13 protein-coding genes are annotated in these 15,840 nt (G+C 68.2%); 8 read left to right on the top strand and 5 right to left on the bottom strand.

Translation table 11 applies throughout. The annotated features are described in order from the left end of the window. Nucleotides 1-41 precede the first annotated feature (41 nt). Complete coding sequence (locus tag DVK03_RS15555; RefSeq protein WP_115803531.1) at nucleotides 42-737, top strand: creatininase family protein; 696 nt, start codon at nucleotides 42-44, stop codon at nucleotides 735-737. A 278-nt stretch (nucleotides 738-1,015) separates the two neighbouring features. On the opposite strand, the gene DVK03_RS15550 is transcribed toward DVK03_RS15555, so the two are convergent. Further along, the gene (locus DVK03_RS15550) at nucleotides 1,016-1,990 is read right to left on the bottom strand and encodes an ABC transporter substrate-binding protein (RefSeq protein WP_115803532.1); all 975 of its coding nucleotides are present in this window, start codon (nucleotides 1,988-1,990) and stop codon (nucleotides 1,016-1,018) included. A gap of 525 nt (nucleotides 1,991-2,515) precedes the next feature. On the opposite strand from DVK03_RS15550, the gene DVK03_RS15545 reads away from it, so the two are divergent. Then, entirely contained in the window at nucleotides 2,516-4,321 is a 1,806-nt protein-coding gene (locus tag DVK03_RS15545) for a PAS domain S-box protein (RefSeq protein WP_115803533.1), read from the top strand. A gap of 104 nt (nucleotides 4,322-4,425) precedes the next feature. On the opposite strand, the gene DVK03_RS15540 is transcribed toward DVK03_RS15545, so the two are convergent. The 3 genes from DVK03_RS15540 to DVK03_RS15530 all read right to left on the bottom strand — a co-directional run bounded on the left by DVK03_RS15540 (nucleotide 4,426) and on the right by DVK03_RS15530 (nucleotide 7,987). Continuing rightward, the gene (locus DVK03_RS15540) at nucleotides 4,426-5,460 is read right to left on the bottom strand and encodes a HEAT repeat domain-containing protein (RefSeq protein WP_115803534.1); all 1,035 of its coding nucleotides are present in this window, start codon (nucleotides 5,458-5,460) and stop codon (nucleotides 4,426-4,428) included. A gap of 93 nt (nucleotides 5,461-5,553) precedes the next feature. Next, nucleotides 5,554-6,807, bottom strand: coding sequence for a PQQ-binding-like beta-propeller repeat protein (locus tag DVK03_RS15535; protein ID WP_115803535.1), 1,254 nt, complete (start codon nucleotides 6,805-6,807; stop codon nucleotides 5,554-5,556). Continuing rightward, nucleotides 6,797-7,987 (bottom strand): PQQ-binding-like beta-propeller repeat protein, encoded by a 1,191-nt coding sequence (locus DVK03_RS15530; RefSeq protein WP_115803536.1) that lies wholly within the window; start codon nucleotides 7,985-7,987, stop codon nucleotides 6,797-6,799. The genes DVK03_RS15535 and DVK03_RS15530 overlap by 11 nt, the downstream gene beginning before the upstream one ends. 127 nt (nucleotides 7,988-8,114) lie before the next feature. Here DVK03_RS15530 and DVK03_RS15525 point away from each other — a divergent pair, with 127 nt between their 5' ends. Together DVK03_RS15525 and DVK03_RS15520 are read left to right on the top strand one after the other, a co-directional pair. Continuing rightward, nucleotides 8,115-9,404: a PQQ-like beta-propeller repeat protein gene (locus tag DVK03_RS15525; RefSeq protein ID WP_115803537.1), complete on the top strand. Its 1,290-nt coding sequence runs from the start codon at nucleotides 8,115-8,117 to the stop codon at nucleotides 9,402-9,404. Beyond that, nucleotides 9,401-10,624: a PQQ-binding-like beta-propeller repeat protein gene (locus DVK03_RS15520; protein WP_115803538.1), complete on the top strand. Its 1,224-nt coding sequence runs from the start codon at nucleotides 9,401-9,403 to the stop codon at nucleotides 10,622-10,624. The genes DVK03_RS15525 and DVK03_RS15520 overlap by 4 nt, the downstream gene beginning before the upstream one ends. Before the next feature lie 62 nt (nucleotides 10,625-10,686). Here the strand turns inward: DVK03_RS15520 and DVK03_RS15515 are convergent, their stop codons facing one another. Then, a complete protein-coding gene (locus tag DVK03_RS15515) occupies nucleotides 10,687-11,445 on the bottom strand; it encodes a helix-turn-helix domain-containing protein (protein WP_006599967.1) in 759 nt (252 codons plus the stop codon). A gap of 60 nt (nucleotides 11,446-11,505) precedes the next feature. On the opposite strand from DVK03_RS15515, the gene DVK03_RS15510 reads away from it, so the two are divergent. The 4 genes from DVK03_RS15510 (at nucleotide 11,506) to DVK03_RS15495 (ending at nucleotide 15,831) form a co-directional block, all read left to right on the top strand. Continuing rightward, on the top strand, nucleotides 11,506-12,306 hold the full coding sequence (locus DVK03_RS15510; protein WP_369333264.1) for an alpha/beta fold hydrolase: 801 nt from the start codon (nucleotides 11,506-11,508) through the stop codon (nucleotides 12,304-12,306). 173 nt (nucleotides 12,307-12,479) lie between these two features. Further along, nucleotides 12,480-13,346: a hypothetical protein gene (locus DVK03_RS15505; RefSeq protein WP_199506010.1), complete on the top strand. Its 867-nt coding sequence runs from the start codon at nucleotides 12,480-12,482 to the stop codon at nucleotides 13,344-13,346. A gap of 86 nt (nucleotides 13,347-13,432) precedes the next feature. Next, entirely contained in the window at nucleotides 13,433-14,209 is a 777-nt protein-coding gene (locus DVK03_RS15500) for an ABC transporter ATP-binding protein (protein ID WP_006599969.1), read from the top strand. After that, nucleotides 14,206-15,831 carry a hypothetical protein gene (locus DVK03_RS15495; protein ID WP_115803540.1) on the top strand — a complete coding sequence of 542 codons (1,626 nt, stop codon included), beginning with the start codon at nucleotides 14,206-14,208 and terminating at the stop codon, nucleotides 15,829-15,831. The genes DVK03_RS15500 and DVK03_RS15495 overlap by 4 nt, the downstream gene beginning before the upstream one ends. Nucleotides 15,832-15,840: the final 9 nt, after the last annotated feature.

The following is a 15,840-nucleotide window of genomic DNA, read 5'->3' as shown; positions in this document are numbered from 1 at the left end:
GGATTGGTATCGCTTATGTAGCGTGCTCAGCACCGAACGGTATGCACCTTGAGACGAGTTCCTGGACGGACGTCAAAGACGCGGCACCGACGGTAGCGCTGCTCCCCGTTGGAAGCACGGAACAACACGGGCCACACGCACCCGTCGGTACGGATACGATTATCGCACAGGAACTGGCGAGCGAGGCTGGCCGGCGCAGTGATCTCAACTCGGTCGTCCTGCCGACGATTCCAGTCGGCATCGCACCGTATCATAGTCACTTTCCGGGGACGCTATCGGTCTCCGCGGAAACGCTTCGGCGGTACAGCTATGAGATTCTCACCTCGTTGTCGGACTCGAGCGTGGAGATGGTCGTGTTCGTCAATGGCCACGGTGGAAACGGTGAGACGCTCCGAAACCTAACGCGTACCGTTGCCGACGACTCGACGGTTGACCTCGAAGTGTTCCTCTGGGAGTGGATGAGCGCCGTTGACGACCACGTCAACCACGCCGGTGAACTCGAGACATCCATGCTCCTTCACATCTGTCCCGACGAGGTCGGCAGCCCAACCGACGGCGACGCCGCAACCTGGGACGACACGGTCGATGGTGGCGTCGTCAATCGGTTCACAGAAGAGTTCAGCAAGAACGGTGCAGTCGGGGATGCGACGTCTGCGTCCGCCGAGCAGGGCGAACAGTTGTTCGAAACGGCCACCGACGCACTCTGTTCGTTTCTGCGTCGGGTCGATGACCTCTGAGTGCCCTCGGTCGAGCCGAGTGGAACCGATTCACTGGAGGCCAACGTTCAGAGAACGAGTGCGACTGAGTTAGCGAGCGTGGTGACGGTCGCCCCCCTGCGAACCGACGGTGAGTATCGTTACACGCCCGGAAATGTCAAAAATTCAGTATCTTTTTGTACCCTCGCGTCGCGTACCCGGGTGACTTCGAACTGAGCACGCTGAGGGCGAACTAGCGATACTCGGCGTAACTGCCCGAAGCAGAAACGGTCCCGCGGTAGGTATTATTCTAACCCGTCTCAGATGTTTCCGTGGACGATTTCTGCGACGCGTTCACGGTCGAATAGCGTCACGTTCTCGAACGAGTCCGGGTAGATATCTTTCGCCGCCCGGTCGGTATGGTAGAAGTTGATGATTGGCCCTTGGTCAAGGTAACCGGCACTGTAAACCGCGTCGTCCTCAACCGCCTGCACGCTATGGGACCCCGCTTGGTCTTGGAGTGGTTCGACGACTTCCTTCTGGAACGTTGACTCGGACGCCCCGCCATAGTTTCGCACCAGCAGCACCTCGGGGTCGATTTCGATCAGGGCTTCGATATCGAGCGTCCCCCTGTCAGAGAAACTGTAATGACCGACATCCGTCGCCGCAAGCGCATCGGTCAGCCCGAGGTCACGCCACTGCTTGGTGCTGACTCCCCCGTCATCAAACCGGAACGGGTAGAACTGGAAGCCCGCTCCGTCGGCCGGATATACCAGTAAGGCGGTTGGACGCTGGTCGGCTGGCGGCAAGTGCTCATCGACCAACGCAAGCATCTCCTCGTGGAGTTCGACGAATGCCTGGTATCGGTCCTGTGCCTGAAAGACCTCAGCCATCAATCCGAAGGCCTCGTACAAGGTGTAGTAACGGTAATCGTGCCAGTCGTCGCTGTGGCGGCGGATAAAGTTGCCAAAGAACGGGCCGACGTTGTCCGCAATCTCATCGACGTCAGACTGATCCCAGCCGTACCAGAGTCGCAGTATATGGGGGTCTATGAAATGCACGTCCGCGTTCATCTCATAGAACAGTTCCTTACTCACACCGTCGGCAACCAGTTCCACGGTGTCATCTGCGTCGAAGTCTATCCCGGGAAGCTCTTCGAAGGCCTCGCTCGCAAAACGGTCGTGGTTCTGAATACCAAGCGTCTGTCCACCACCGAGTGCGAACGCCATATCCGCAAAAGTGGGTAGTAATGCGGTCCACCGCTCGGGCGGGCCGTCGAACGCAACCTCACCCATTGGTTCGATTGTGACAGTGTACGGCTCATCTGACCCGGTCGCCGTATCCGTCTCCGAGACCGTCTCCGAAACAGCCGTCTGCGTCGATGACGTACGCGACTTCGGAGACGAACTGCTTGGCTCGGAAGTACCAGAACAGCCTGCAAGGAGCCCGCTTCCCGCGATTGTTCCGCCGTACTTCAGACAGCCACGCCGTGTCAGTGTCTTGCTGTTTTCGGAATCGTCCACCATATTATTTAGGCCAGCCTAAACATACAAAACAGTTCCGAACTTTAGGCCAGTCAGATATTCAGGAACGTCAAAGCAACCACCGGGGGCGACTGGCTTAGCGTATTCGTTTTCGCAGAGAACAGCCGTCCGCAAACGCGACCCGGTTCACGCGTTCACGTCGCTTCGAAATCCACCAGAAAGCACTCGTCGAGCAGGTCGGTGAATGTGAGCCCAACGTGACTCAACGACCTGCTCGGTCCTCAAACTGCGACTATCGTTAAGTACCTTCTCAGCACACGTCTAAGCGGGATAGACATGAGCGAGCTAGTGGACGAAGTGGTCGTCTTGTACGTCGACGACGACGAGGATTTCACCGAACTGACGGCGGTGTTCCTCGAACGGGAATGCGACCGGTTTCGCGTCGAGACGGCCACGTCCGTCGCCGAGGGACTCAATCGCGCGGGGGATTCGACGTTCGATTGTGTCGTCTCGGACTACGACATGCCCGAGCGCGACGGGTTAGACTTTCTCGAAGCCCTCCGCGAGGACGCACCCGACCTCCCGTTTATTCTCTTTACCGGCGAAGGAAGCGAGGAGGTCGCCAGCGATGCCATCTCCGCGGGCGTCACCGACTATCTCCAGAAAGAACAGGGAACCGGCCAGTACACCGTGCTCGCGAACCGTATCGAAAACGCAGTCGAGCGGCACCGCTCGCAACGCGCGCTCGAAGCGAGCGAACAGCGCCTCTCGTTGTTCATCGAACAGTCACCGCTCGGCGTCCTCGAATACGACAGCGACTTCCAGATCATCGGGCTCAACGAGCGCGGCGAGGAGATTCTGGGCTACACTGAGGAAGAACTCCGCGGCCACAGTTGGGAGGTCATCGTCGCGGACGACAGCTACGACAACGTCGACGCCGTCACGGACCAGCTCGCGGTCGCGGAGGGCGGCTACCACAGCATCGACGAGAACGTCCGGAAAGACGGCGAACACATCCGCTGTGAGTGGCACAATCGAGTCATCACCGACGACGACGGCGAGGTCGTCGGCATCATCTCGCTGTTCCAAGACGTGACCGAACGCGTCCGCCGCGAGAACGAACTCGAACGGACCAACGCGCTTCTCTCGACGCTCATCCGGTCGCTCCCGGTCGGCGTCCTCGCCGAGAACAGCGACCGGACCGTCCTCGCGATTAACGACCGACTGCTCGAACTGTTCGACATCTCGGAACCGTCAACCGGGCTTATCGGCGCTGACTGCCGAGAGTTGGCACGGAAGACCAGCGAACTCGTGGTCGATTCGGAGGGCTTCGTCGAGCGCGTCGACGAACTAATCGCCGGGACAGAGTCGGTCCACAACGAGTCAGTCGCCCTGACGAACGGTCGGACGCTCAACCGAAGCTACGAACCGATCGAACTCCCCGACGGGACCGGCCATCTCTGGATGTATCGCGACACGACCGAGCAACGCGAGCGAGAACAGCAGCTTCAGCGCCAAAACGAGCGACTGAGCGAGTTTGCGAGCGTCGTCAGCCACGACCTCAGAAACCCGCTGAACGTCGCCGCGGGGAACGTGGAACTGGCTCGTGAAGACCACGAGAGCGAGCGTCTCGAAACCGCCGCTCGGGCGCTGGCCCGTATCGACGACCTCATCGACGACCTGCTCACGCTCGCCCGGAAAGGCGACAACGTCGGTGAACGAGAACCGGTGTCGCTGGGGACGCTCGTCACCGACTGCTGGGAGACCATCGAAACGGGTGACGCCGAACTCCAAACCGACCTGACGGCGACGGTCGTCGCCGACCGGAGTCGGCTCCAACAGCTCATCGAGAACCTCGTCAGAAACAGCATCGAACACGGTGGCGACGGCGTGGTGGTCACGGTCGGCGAACTCCCCGACGGGTTCTACGTCGAGGACGACGGGGTCGGCATCGCGGCCGACCGACGCGACAGCGTCTTCCAAGCCGGACAGACGACGTCACGGACGGGCACCGGGTTCGGGCTCGCTATCGTGAAGCAGGTCGCGGAGGCCCACGGCTGGACGGTCAGCGTCACCGAGTCAGACGGTGGTGGCGCGCGGTTCGAGATTACGGGCGTCACGTTCGCTGCGGGCGACAGGTGAACGGCGGCGGCTGTCGTCCGAGGCGCGGGAGCGAACGCGGGAGCGAGTTTCGGTCGGCACGGCCGTGACGGACGACCGCTCGTCGGTCACGCCGGACGCGGAGTTCAGTACGGCGCGCCGCAGCTCGGACACATCGGCGGCGCGCCCTCGGGGAGGTCGATACCGCAGTGGGGACAGACACCCTCTGCGTCGGGCGACGTTATCTCGGTGACTGCGTCCGCGGTCGTGCGTCGAACGCCGGCGAGCGTGCCGACGTCCTCGACCGTCGACGCCGCAGCCGCGGTATCGCCCTCCATCGACGCCCGAAGAAACCCGACTCGTTCGGCGACGAACGCGGCCGCCTCGTCGGACTCCGCACCGAGCGCCGAGTCCGGAACCGCCACCGATTCACCGTGGTCACGGCGGTCGCCGCGCTCACCGGCCAACAGCCCGAGCGCCTCGGCGGCGCGGCCCCGGACGAAGGCGTTCTCGTCGACGAGCCGAGCAGAGAGCGCCCCGCGAACCGCCGCGAGCGAGTCGGGCGAATCGCAGCCGACGCCCGCAATCGCCGTACAGAGATGGTATCGGACGAGTTCGTCCCCGTCGTCGAGATGTTCGGCGAGCGCCGAGACGCGGTGGCGAAGCCGCCCGGGGTCGCCGAGCGCGACGCATTCGAGCGCCTTCGCCAGCTTCTGTTTCACCTCGGGTTCGTCGAACGAGAGGCCGACGCGGAGGTCCGCGAGCACCGCCGGCGAGGCGACCGCGTCGGGGTGGTCGAGCGCGACGTAGCCCAGCGCCTCGGCCGACCGCGCGCGGACGTAGTAGAACTCGTCCTCGTCGGCGAGGCGCTCGGCGAGCGCCGAAACCGCGGGCGCGACCGCGTCGGGGTCGGCCTCCGCGACCGCGACGAGCGCCTTCGCGGTCAGCAGTCGAACGGCGCGCTCGTCGTCGGTGAGAAACGGCGTGACGGCGGGGAGAAACGACTCGAACGCGGTCGGCCTGTCGTCCGCGAGGTCTCGAAGTTCGCGGAGCGCCCGCTTTCGGTCTTCCGGCGACGCCGTCAGGAGTTCCCCGAGAGAGTCGCTCACCTCATCGTCAGTTCGGGTTTCGGCTGCTTCGACGAGGCGCTCCAGCGGAGACGCGCGGCGTGTGTCGTCCATCGGTTCGTGTCCCTCGTTGACGGGGTATCCCCTCGGCACAGCAATAAGTTGGTGGGGAGCGCGTCGTCGAATCGGAGACTCGGGGACGCGGAGTCAGTCCAGCGGGAACCGCGCGGCTTCGCCGTCGTCCACGTACGAGACAAACACCGACGCCGACTCGACGCGGAACGAGAGTCGACTGGCCGATTCCGGTTCGTACGACCACCGCGACGCGCCGGTGTCTCGGGCCAGCACCTCGAAGCCGCGGTCCCAGACGGCGACGACGCGAGAGTCAGTGACGCCGAGTGAGTCGACGGACGGGAGTCCGGTCACGGTCTGCCACCGCCGCATCCCGTCGAGGCCGAAGCAGTCGATTTGGCCGAGAACCCCGCCGTCGGGGTCGTCGACGCGGGTCCCGACGAACACCGCGTCGTCCGTGGCCTCGACCGCCCGAATCTGGTAGCCGGTGGGGTTCGCCCACCGTTTCTCGCCGGTCTCGCGGTCGAACGCGAGCAGTTCCTGCCGCCCGTCCCCCCGGCGGATGAGGTACGTCTGCGACCCGAGCACCATCGTCCGTCCCACGTCGCCGATGGGGACGCGCCACCGAGCGCTCCCGTCTGACGGCTCGTAGGCTGCCAGCGTCCCGTCTCTCGCGGCGACGACGAGTCGAGAGTCCGCGACCACGTTGGAATACCACCGTCGGGGCTCAGTTCGCCACCGGACGCTCCCGTCCGCCGGCGAAAGCGAGACGACGCGCGAGTCGCTCCCGCCCACCGGCACGGGAACCACGAGCGAGTCGTCGGTGACGCCGTTGAGGGAGTGCGAGGAAACAGCCCGGTCGAAGCGTCGGTCACCGGTCTGGGGGTCGTAGCCCGTGAGCGTGTTCTCGGGGGGCGCGAAGTCGAGTTCAGCGACGAGTGAGTCGGTGCGGACGAGTCGCGCCCGGCGCGCCGTGCCCTCGTCGCGCCACAGTTCGTCGCCCGCCGCATCGACGGCGTAGAGGTCGCCGTCGGTGCTGTGGACGTGGTACGGACCGCCGGACGAAGGGGTGACGGGTCGCGTCTCTATCGGGCCGCCCGTTTCGAACCGGACGGCGGTCGACCCGTCTTCGCGCCGCAGGCCGTACAGCGCCTTGTCCTGCATCCCGACGAGAACCAGTTCGTCGGTGGTGGCGGGCGGACCGGCCATGTACGCACCGTCGATGTCGCGTCGCCAGACGGGCCGTCTCCCGCCGAGTCCGGGAATCGAACCGCAGCCGGCGACCGCGAGCGAACCGACGGCCGCGAGCCCGCCGAGCACCGCGCGGCGGGAGACGTGTCGGTTCCGATTCCCGGCCGAACCCGACCGTTCCGGCGGCTCACTCGGCATCGAGCACCTCCGGGGCGAGGCGAGCGAGTTGCCATTCCTGTCCGACGTAGACGCCACCGCCCGCGGCGACAGCCCAGTTCACTCTGCCGCCATCAGGAGTTCGCTCGAACAGCTGTTCGTCGACGAGCGTCCCGTCGGTCGCGTGGACGTACAGCGCGGTCGGGTCGAACGGGACGGTCCCGCTGTGCCCCCGGACGAGAATGTCCGACCCCACGACGGTCACCAGTCGGTCGTCGACGCGGGTCGGCCCACGGGTCACGGGGGCGGCGAGCTCGTCCCGCCACAGTCGGGTGCCGGACGCGGCGTCGAAGGCGTACAGGAAGTAGTCCGCGCCGCCGACGTACACGCGGCCGTCGGCGACGAGCGGCCGAGAGAACACGGTGTTTTGGAGCGGCGCGCGCCACCGAACCTCGCCGGTCGCCGCGTCGAGCGCCAGCAGTTCCTCGGTCGCGCTCCCGACGAAGACGGTGTCGCCGGCGACCGTCACCGACGATGGCGACGGACCCGCGTCGACGCGCCACGATTCGGAGCCGTCAGTCGCGAACCGGCGAAGCGTCCCGTCGAGGAGAGGCGCGACGACGCCGGCTTGGGAGCCGTCTCCGGCGGGTACGGGAGCGGGCGCGCCGGCGAGCGACGCCGGCAGGTCGGCGCGGAAGCGTCGGTCGCCCCCCTCGCGGGACAGCCCGAGCAGTCGGTCCACAACGTCGTGTTCCACGCCCGAGATGGGGACGACGACGGTGTCGCCGGCGACGGCCGGCGGGTACTGAACGACGCCCGGGTCGGGTCTATCGACGCCCGTCAGTTCGGTGGACCACGCTCGCTCGCCCGCCTCGTAGTCGACCGCCGTGGCCCGCTCCGCCCTCGAAAACAGGTAGGCGTGGCGGTCGTCGAAGCCGAGGGGCGACCGGCGGCCTTTGCCACCGGTCACCGCCCAGCGCTCCTCGCCGGTCGCGGGGTCGAGCGCGGACACCATCGGGTCGTCACGAAACTGGCTCTCAGTCCCGACGAGCAGGGGGCCGGACGGCGGCCGAACGGCGCGGGTCGGAGTCCGCACGTCCACCGTCCACGCGGTCGGCATCGGAAGCGAGTCGTCGCGGCCCGTGAGGCTCGCACAGCCGGCGAGACCGGCGGCGAGCGCCGGAATCGTCTTCAGCGCGTCGCGTCTCGAATAGGAGGGCATCGCGGGGACGTGTGTGCCGGTTGATAATACTCCTGTTGGTTCCGACGGCGGCGCGACCGGCCACAGTCGGCGGGTCTCCGAGTCGGGAGCCACGAAACCTTTTATCCCGCGCCGAGACGGCGGGCGTATGCTCTCCAGACGAGAGGTACTGGCCGCGGGCGGAGCCGCGCTCGTGAGCGGGGTCGCTGGCTGCGGCGGTTCGTCGCCGGCCCCGGACGCGACGTTCGACGCGCCGACGACGGCGTGGCCGACCGCCGGCTACGACCCGCAGGCGACGGGTCGCGCCCCCGACGGCCCGACCGAAGGAACCGTCTCGTGGAGCGTCTCGCGGAGTTCCGCCGACCCACCGCTCTACGGCGCGCTGTCCCCGCCGGTCGTCGCTGACGGCACGGTCTACGTCACTGGGGTCGCCACCCACTATTACAGGCCGGACGACTTCGTGAGCCCGCTGGCCGCAATCGACGCCGCGTCCGGGTCGGTCCGGTGGGTCGAAGGCTTCGCGGACGGGCTCGGCGGCGGCCCCGCGGTCGTCGACGACGACTCAGGAACCGTCGTCATCGGCGGGTACGACGGCGCGCTCCACGCCGTCGGGAGCGACGGGGGGAGCGAATGGACCGCGGACCTCGGCGGCCGACTCGGTACGCCGACGGCGTACGGGGACCGGCTGTACGTCGAAAGCGGGAGCGGTCGCCTGCACGCCGTCGGAAGCGACGGGAGCCGGCTGTGGACCGCCGACCGACCGGGGCCGGCAGAGCGCCTCCTCGGTCCGGACGAACCGGTCGAAACCACGATGCCCGTCGCCGACGACCGCGGCGTCTACGCCGCCTTCACGCCGTTCGACCGGGGGCGCGAGGCGGTCGTCGTTCTCGGCTACGACCACGGCGGCGGGCGGCGCTGGCGGACGGTGCTCGACGGACGATACGGCCGGTCACCCAACGGCCTCGCCGTCACCGACGACGCGCTGTACGCGACCGTCGGCGGAACCGTCTACGCGCTGGACCCCGACACCGGCGAGCAGCGGTGGCAGTTCGTGACCGGCTCGGCGGCGGCAGGCCCGCCGACGGTCGACGACGAACGAGTCTACGTCGGCGCGAAGAACCTCTACGCGCTCTCGCGGAGCGAGGGCGTCGAACGGTGGCGCGTGGTGAACGAAGCGCCGCCGAGCTACGACCGCGACCCGACGGCGCTCCCGTATCTCGCTCGTCCACCCGTCGCCGACGGGCGAGTCTACATCCGAACCGGAGCAGTCTCCGCCGCCGACGGGACGCGGCTGTGGGGCGGCGACGCCGACGAATGGCTTCAGAGCGGGAACTACTTCGCCGAGCCGTACTACGGCCGACCGGTGGCGTCGCCGGTCGTCACCGGGGACGCGATGTATCTGACCCACGCGCACCGCGGGGTGGTGAAGGTCGCATGACCGACGCGGGCAAGCGACCGACCCGACGACGGCTCTTGGCGAGTCTCGGGGCGACCGCCGCCATCGGCGCAACGGGCTGTCTCGGAACGCGGTCGGAGCACAACCCGACGAACGGAGAGTGCCCCGAGTACGACCCCGTCGAACCGGCGACGACGGACTGGCGCGGCGTGCTGGGTCCGGCGACGAACACCGGAGCCGTCGCGGCCGAGGCCGTCCCCGAGGGCGACCTCGCGATAGACTGGACGGTGCCCGTCGAGACCTACGTCGGCCACCACGTCCCGGTCGTCGCCGACGATACCGTCTACGTCCACGACATGGACGACGAACTCTCCGCGGTCGACGCCGAGACCGGCGAGCGGATGTGGACCAGACCGCTCACCGACCCCGAACCCGCGCCCGCAGTCGGCGGCGGGACGCTCGTCGTCGTGACTAACGCCGCGACCCACGCGTTCGACGCGGCGACGGGCGACCGGCGCTGGAAGCGAGAAGACCTCGACGGCGGCATCTTCGGCGCGAGCCCCATCGTCGCGGGCGACACCGTCTACGTCCAATCGGGCGTGGCGACCCACGCGGTGGCGCGTTCGACCGGCGAGACTCGCTGGCGGGCCGCGACCGGGTTCCCCTCCGACTCGACGCCCGCGGTCGACGGCGACACGGTCTACGCCGCCGGCGACGACACCTACGTCCGGGCGCTGGATACGGCCGACGGGACGGAGCGCTGGCGCGCGAAGACGAGCGCCCGAATCGACTGTAACGTCTCGGTCGTCGAGGGGACCGTCCTCGTCGGGACCGGGGCGGGAACGGTGCTCGGATTCGACGCCGAGACCGGCGAGGAGCGCTGGCGCTACCGGCTCGAACCGCGGCGGGCAGGGGGCGAACGCCGACCGAGGCAGCCCGAGACCATCGCGACCGACGGCAGTCGGGTGTACGTCGCGGCCGACGACCGACTGGTCACGCTCGCGCTGGCTGACGGGACCCGCTGTTGGGACAACCGGAGCTACGCCGGGAGCTACGCGAGCGGTATCGCCGTCGGTGCGGGAACGGTGTTCGTCCCGACGCGGGATGACAGCGGCGGCGCGATGACCGTCCTCGACGCCGCCACCGGGAATACGCGACAGGAATTGGCCGGAGACGAGCGCCAACGCTTCGACATCGGACCGAGCGTCGCCGGGGACGGCGTCTACTTCGCCGGCCGGAGCGCCGTCGTTCGGCTGAGTTAGGGCGTTCGTCGCCGGACGCGACTCGGCCGGTTGGGTGGTCGGGCGGTCCGTTCCGCGGTTCGTCAGTTCGGAAGCGGCGGCCACGTCGTCGCGACCGTCTCGGCGATGAGCCGGGTCTGCGCCCGCCGGAGTCGCTCGGAGGCCGAGGACGCGGTGATGCCGAGTTCGTCGGCGACCTCCCGCAGGGTGGCCCCGCGAGGGATGTCGAAGTAGCCCAGTTCGTACGCCGTCCGGAGCGCCTCGTTCTGTCGGTCGGTGAGTCCCTCGCCCGGCGGTTCGGGGTCGCCGTCTCGGGCGAGTCGTCGGAGTTCGAAACCGGCGTTCCGCCGCCAGAACGACGCGAATCGCCCGAATTCGTCGCGGTCTGCGAACCAGCCGGTCTGCCGCCAGCCCGCCGGCCGGACCTCGATTCGCTCGATGATGGCGTCGGCGGTGGCGAGGGCCTCCAGTCCGGCGAGGTCGTCGAGGCTGTCTCCGAGCTGTTCTTCGAAGCTCCGCGCCGGAGCAGCCTGATACCGGCGCGTCTCGCCCGACTCACCGATTCGCGTCCAGTCGGCCACGTCGAAGGCGTCGTCCATGGCGCTTTCGAGCGCCCGCACCTCTCCACCGGTGGCCGTCACGATGAACATCGGCCGCTCGCCGTGGTTGTACTGGAGTTCCAGCGCGAGCGTCGCCTCCGGAACCGCCGCCGCGACCCCGGTCAGCGGGAGCGCGTCGCAGTCGATGTCGAACTCGGCGATGAGCCCCATACGTCCGCTCTCTCGGCGGTCGGTCATGGGCGTGTCGAAGCGGCCGAGGCGGTCTCCGTCTTCGGCCCCCATGTAAACGGCCGCACGGCTGAGAGTGCGACTTAGCCGACGCCGGCGACAAGCGAGGGTGCGATGCAACCGATTCGATTCGAACCCGGAGCCGAACCGTCCGACGAACGATTCGGAGACGACACGCCGCTTCTGTGCTGTCACGGCGGGATGGCACCGCCGGCGTTCTGGGACCCGGTCGTCCCGCACCTCGGGGACTACGAGGTCGTCGTCCCGGAGCGCCCCGGGTTCGGCACCTGTCTGGACGACGCCGAGACGACGCCCGCCGAGGCGGTGCTGGAGCGTGAGGTCGAGTGCGTCCGCGAACTCGTCGACGGGATTCGCGCGGCGACCGGGCGCGACCCGGTGCTGTTCGGTCACTCCTACGGCGCGCTCACCGCCCTCGAAGCGGCGACCGACGCGCGGGTGGCCGCCGTCGCCGCCTACGAACCGGCGGTACTCCCGGAAGCGAACCGAACCGTAGGCGAACCTCTCGGAGCGCATGGCCGCGCTCGTGGAGGCGGGACAGCGGCGCGAGGCGGTCAAACGCTACGTCGAGCAGGTGCTCCACCCCGACGGCATCGACGACCTCGACGCGTGGCTCGACGAATGGCCCGTCTGGCCCGACTGCGTCGCCCTCGCCGAGGAGGTCGTCCGGATGAACCGCGCGGTCGAGCAGTACCGGCTTCCGGCCCGCCTGGACGTGGACGCGCCCGCCGCGGTCTTGGCCGGCACCGACGGTCCCGACTTCCTCCGCGAGAGCGCCCGAAACGTCCACGACGCCCTCCCGACCAGTCGGTTCGTCGAGTTCGACGCGCTCGGCCACGGCGGCCCCGGCGACGACCCCGAGCGGGTCGCGGCCGCGGTCGACGCGTTCCTTCGTGACCGAGCCAGTCTCCCGTGAAAGCGCCGATTACACGGGTACACGCGTAATCGCGGTCTCGGCAACACGGGCCGCCTCCCGTTCGTCAACGACCGAGTTGTGGGTCGGAGACCGGGGACGGGAGGGACGACCTGTCAACCCAACATTCTTTGTGCGGTACCGCGACATGGGCGGTATGGCAGCCCTCCAATCCATCGGCACAGCCGCCGGCTCTCTCAGACGGAACCCGATACTGTTCGTCGTCGCCATGGCGTTCAGCCTCGTCCAACTCCCGTCGCTGTTCGCACAGGCGGTCGGCCCGCTCGTCGGCGGCATCGTCTCGCTGGTCTTCAGCGGGGTCACGGTATTCGTCATCCCGTTTTTCTTCGGCGGGGTCCTCGGCATGGCCAACGAAGCTATCGACGGTCGCACCTCGCTCGGCACGCTCGTCAGCGAGGGGAAGTCGCACTACGTCTCGCTGCTCGTCGTCTACTTCAGCCTGCTCGTCGTCAACCTCGTGTTGTCGTTCGTCGGCGGCTTCGCCGCGGTGTTCGTCGGCCTCGCCGTCCTCGGGAGCGGAATCGAGTTGGGCACGGTCGGGCTCGCGATTCTGGCCATCGTCGTCCTCGCCGTCGTGCTCACCTACCTCGCCGTGGCGTTCGTCGTGCAGTTCTTCGGCCACGCAATCGTCATCGACGACCTCGGCGCGGTCGACGGCGTCAAGCGGAGCGTCGCCTGCGTCAGAAACAACCTCGTATCGGTCTTCGGCTACTCGGTCATCGTCGGCCTCGGCGGCCTCGTCGCCGGCGTGTTCGGCGGCGTGGCCTCGCTCCTCCTCACCCCGTCGCTCCGGCATCAGGGGACCGCGGTGGCCGGCGCGGGAAGCGGTGCGCCCGCCGCGTCGGCGTTTTCGAGCCTCCCGGCAATCGGCGTCGTCGGCATGGTCGCCGTCGCGGTCGGACTCGTGCTCGTCAGCGGCCTCATCGGCGGCTTCTTCGCCGCGTACTCGACCGCGTTCTACCGGTCGATTCGCCCGACGAACCCCGAGACGACGACTCCCTGAGACGGCGGGCGAATCGACGCGTTTCTGTTGCCCGTGTGTCAAGCCGCAACCATTACGCGTCCGGAGAGTGAATCGAGGCTCGTCCCATGCCCTCCACGAACGCGGACGCCGCGGTCGAAGCGACCGACCTCAGAAAGGCCTACGGCTCCGAGGTCGCGCTCGACGGCGTCTCGCTGTCGATTCCGAGCGGAACGGTGTACGGCTTTCTCGGGCCGAACGGCGCAGGGAAGACGACGACGATGCGCATCCTGACGGGGCTGTCACAGCCCACCTCGGGGTCGGTCCGCATCTGCGGCCTCGACGTGGGCGACCGCGGGAAACTCGCGCCGCACGTCGGCTACCTCCCGGAGACGCCGCCGCTGTACGACGAGTTCAGCGCCCGCGAGCAGCTCGACTACGTCGCTGACCTCCGCGACATCCCGTCGGAGACCGCCGAGGCGCGCATCGACGACCTCCTCGACCAGTTCGACCTCGTCGGCGACGCGAACAAGCGCATCGGCACGTACTCCAAGGGGATGAAACAGAAGACCGCGTTCATCCAGAGCGTGCTCCACGACCCGGACGTGCTGTTTCTCGACGAGCCGACCTCGGGACTCGACCCCCGCGCGGCGCGGCAGATTCGGACCTCCATCGGCGACGTGGCCGACTCGGGGGCGACCGTCTTCCTCTCGACGCACATCCTGCCCGTGGTCGAGGCCGTCGCCGACGAGGTCGGCGTCCTGTTCGACGGCCGCGTCGTCGCCGAAGGGACGCCCGACGAGGTGAAATCGCGCGCCCAGACGGGCGGCGAAGGCTCGCTCGAAGACGCGTTCCTCGCGGTCACGAGCGACGAACCGCAGCTGTCGGGTGCCACCGACGAATGAGCCTCCGACGAGACGTTCGCCGCGGCCTCCGAATCGGGCGCGCCGAGTTCGTTCGGAGTATCCGGGGGTACACCTCCGAGACGCGCCGAGTCGTCGGCCTCTTGTTGCTCCTGTTGTTCTTCGGGGGCAGCCTCCTGTTTTCGCTCCCGGCCGTCTACGTCGCCGGTCGGAGCGCGCAGTCCGTGACCGAGATTCCCCTCTTCGGCCTCGTCGCCACCGCGGTGCCCGTGGTGCTCACGCTCCTCGCGACGTTCCGAACGCTCGAACGAATCGGCCGCGTCGAACACGAGTCGCTCGTGCTGACCACGGTCCACCCGCGGGCCGTCGTCATCGGACTCATCACGGCCGAAATCGCCCGAATCGCCCTCTGGTTCGGACTCCCGATTGCGGTCGTCGCCGCGACGTTCACGGCCGGGCTCGGCGCGCCGTCGCTGCTGCTCACGACGACTGTCGTCGTCGTCCCGCTCGCGTGCTGTACGACCGTCTGGGGCTACGCCGCCGGCGTTGCCGTGCTCCGCGGCTTCAAGCGTCTGCCCGGCGTCCGGCGCGTTCTCAAAGTCGTCGGCTTCGTCGCGATGGCCGCGTTCGTCCTCGTCTCGCAGGCGTTCGGCCGGTTGCTGGGCGATGGGTCGCTTCCGGTTGACACGCTGGCGGCGACGCTGACGTTCGGTCCGCTCACCGACTACCTCGCGCTCGCATTCGTCGGCACCCCGCTCGCCCGACCGTTCTCGGCGGCCGCCGTCGCCACCTTCGCAGCCATCGCCGCGCTCACGCCTCTCGGCCTCGTCGTCGCCACCCGGCAGGCGAGCGCGCTCTGGTTCACCGACCGCGCGCCCGGGGGCGACCGAGGCTCGGCGGCGAGCGCGAAGGCTGACGGGTCTGCCGGCGGCTTCTCGACGCCGAAGCCGCTCGCTGGGACGAACGGCGGCAACGTCGCGTGGGGCCTGCTCGTCCGCGGCGTCCGCCACCCCCAGCAGTTCACGCACCTCGTCATGCTGGTGTTCTTCCTCGGCCCGCTCGGGACGACCATCGTCCAGTCCTCGGCCGACGGCCTCGGACCGATACTCGCCGCGAGCGGGGCCGGCCTCGGAACCTATCTCGCGGGCGCGACGTTCGGCCTCAACCCCGTCGGCGACGACCGCCCGCAGTTCCCGATGTTGCTGTTGACCGCGACCGCGCCGCGAACGCTGGTCCGCGGACGCGTCCTCGCCGGTGTGCTTCTCGGCGCTCCGGTCGCGGCGGCGCTCCCGCTGGTGACCGTCGCCCTCGGTACGTCGCCGCTGTCCGCGGTCGGCTTCGCGCTCGTCGGCGTGTGCATGTGCCTCGCCGCCGCGACCTTCTCGGTCGGCATCGGCGCGGCCTACCCGATATACGAGGAACGCGAGTTCTGGGGCGCGACCACGGTCGTCCCCTCGACGCTCGTGCTGATGGCGTTCATGTTCGTCGTCGGCCCCGGAACCGTCATTGGCCTCGTCGCGACGTGGTTCGGCGTCACCGGGCACCTCGCTCCGACGCCGCTTCTCGCCGCCGGAGTCGGGCTGTACCTCCTGGTGACCGTCGGCGTCTCCTACGGCTCGTACCGCTACGCGATTCGACGATACCGGACGTACACGTTCGACTGACGGGAGGTG

This window comes from Haloferax sp. Atlit-109R (assembly GCF_003665865.1).
GTDB classification, from domain to species: Archaea; Halobacteriota; Halobacteria; order Halobacteriales; family Haloferacaceae; genus Haloferax; species Haloferax volcanii.
The sequence above is the reverse complement of the archived record's forward strand: the minus strand, read 5'-3'. Positions and strand labels throughout refer to the sequence as shown.

What these genes read in the sequence shown, in the direction of transcription:
- DVK03_RS15555 (WP_115803531.1), top strand. Translation starts at nt 42, where the DNA reads ATGCACCTTGAGACGAGTTCCTGGACGGACGTCAAAGACGCGGCACCG.
- DVK03_RS15550 (WP_115803532.1), bottom strand. Translation starts at nt 1,990, where the DNA reads ATGGGTGAGGTTGCGTTCGACGGCCCGCCCGAGCGGTGGACCGCATTA.
- DVK03_RS15545 (WP_115803533.1), top strand. Translation starts at nt 2,516, where the DNA reads ATGAGCGAGCTAGTGGACGAAGTGGTCGTCTTGTACGTCGACGACGAC.
- DVK03_RS15540 (WP_115803534.1), bottom strand. Translation starts at nt 5,460, where the DNA reads ATGGACGACACACGCCGCGCGTCTCCGCTGGAGCGCCTCGTCGAAGCA.
- DVK03_RS15535 (WP_115803535.1), bottom strand. Translation starts at nt 6,807, where the DNA reads ATGCCGAGTGAGCCGCCGGAACGGTCGGGTTCGGCCGGGAATCGGAAC.
- DVK03_RS15530 (WP_115803536.1), bottom strand. Translation starts at nt 7,987, where the DNA reads ATGCCCTCCTATTCGAGACGCGACGCGCTGAAGACGATTCCGGCGCTC.
- DVK03_RS15525 (WP_115803537.1), top strand. Translation starts at nt 8,115, where the DNA reads ATGCTCTCCAGACGAGAGGTACTGGCCGCGGGCGGAGCCGCGCTCGTG.
- DVK03_RS15520 (WP_115803538.1), top strand. Translation starts at nt 9,401, where the DNA reads ATGACCGACGCGGGCAAGCGACCGACCCGACGACGGCTCTTGGCGAGT.
- DVK03_RS15515 (WP_006599967.1), bottom strand. Translation starts at nt 11,445, where the DNA reads ATGGGGGCCGAAGACGGAGACCGCCTCGGCCGCTTCGACACGCCCATG.
- DVK03_RS15510 (WP_369333264.1), top strand. Translation starts at nt 11,506, where the DNA reads ATGCAACCGATTCGATTCGAACCCGGAGCCGAACCGTCCGACGAACGA.
- DVK03_RS15505 (WP_199506010.1), top strand. Translation starts at nt 12,480, where the DNA reads ATGGCAGCCCTCCAATCCATCGGCACAGCCGCCGGCTCTCTCAGACGG.
- DVK03_RS15500 (WP_006599969.1), top strand. Translation starts at nt 13,433, where the DNA reads ATGCCCTCCACGAACGCGGACGCCGCGGTCGAAGCGACCGACCTCAGA.
- DVK03_RS15495 (WP_115803540.1), top strand. Translation starts at nt 14,206, where the DNA reads ATGAGCCTCCGACGAGACGTTCGCCGCGGCCTCCGAATCGGGCGCGCC.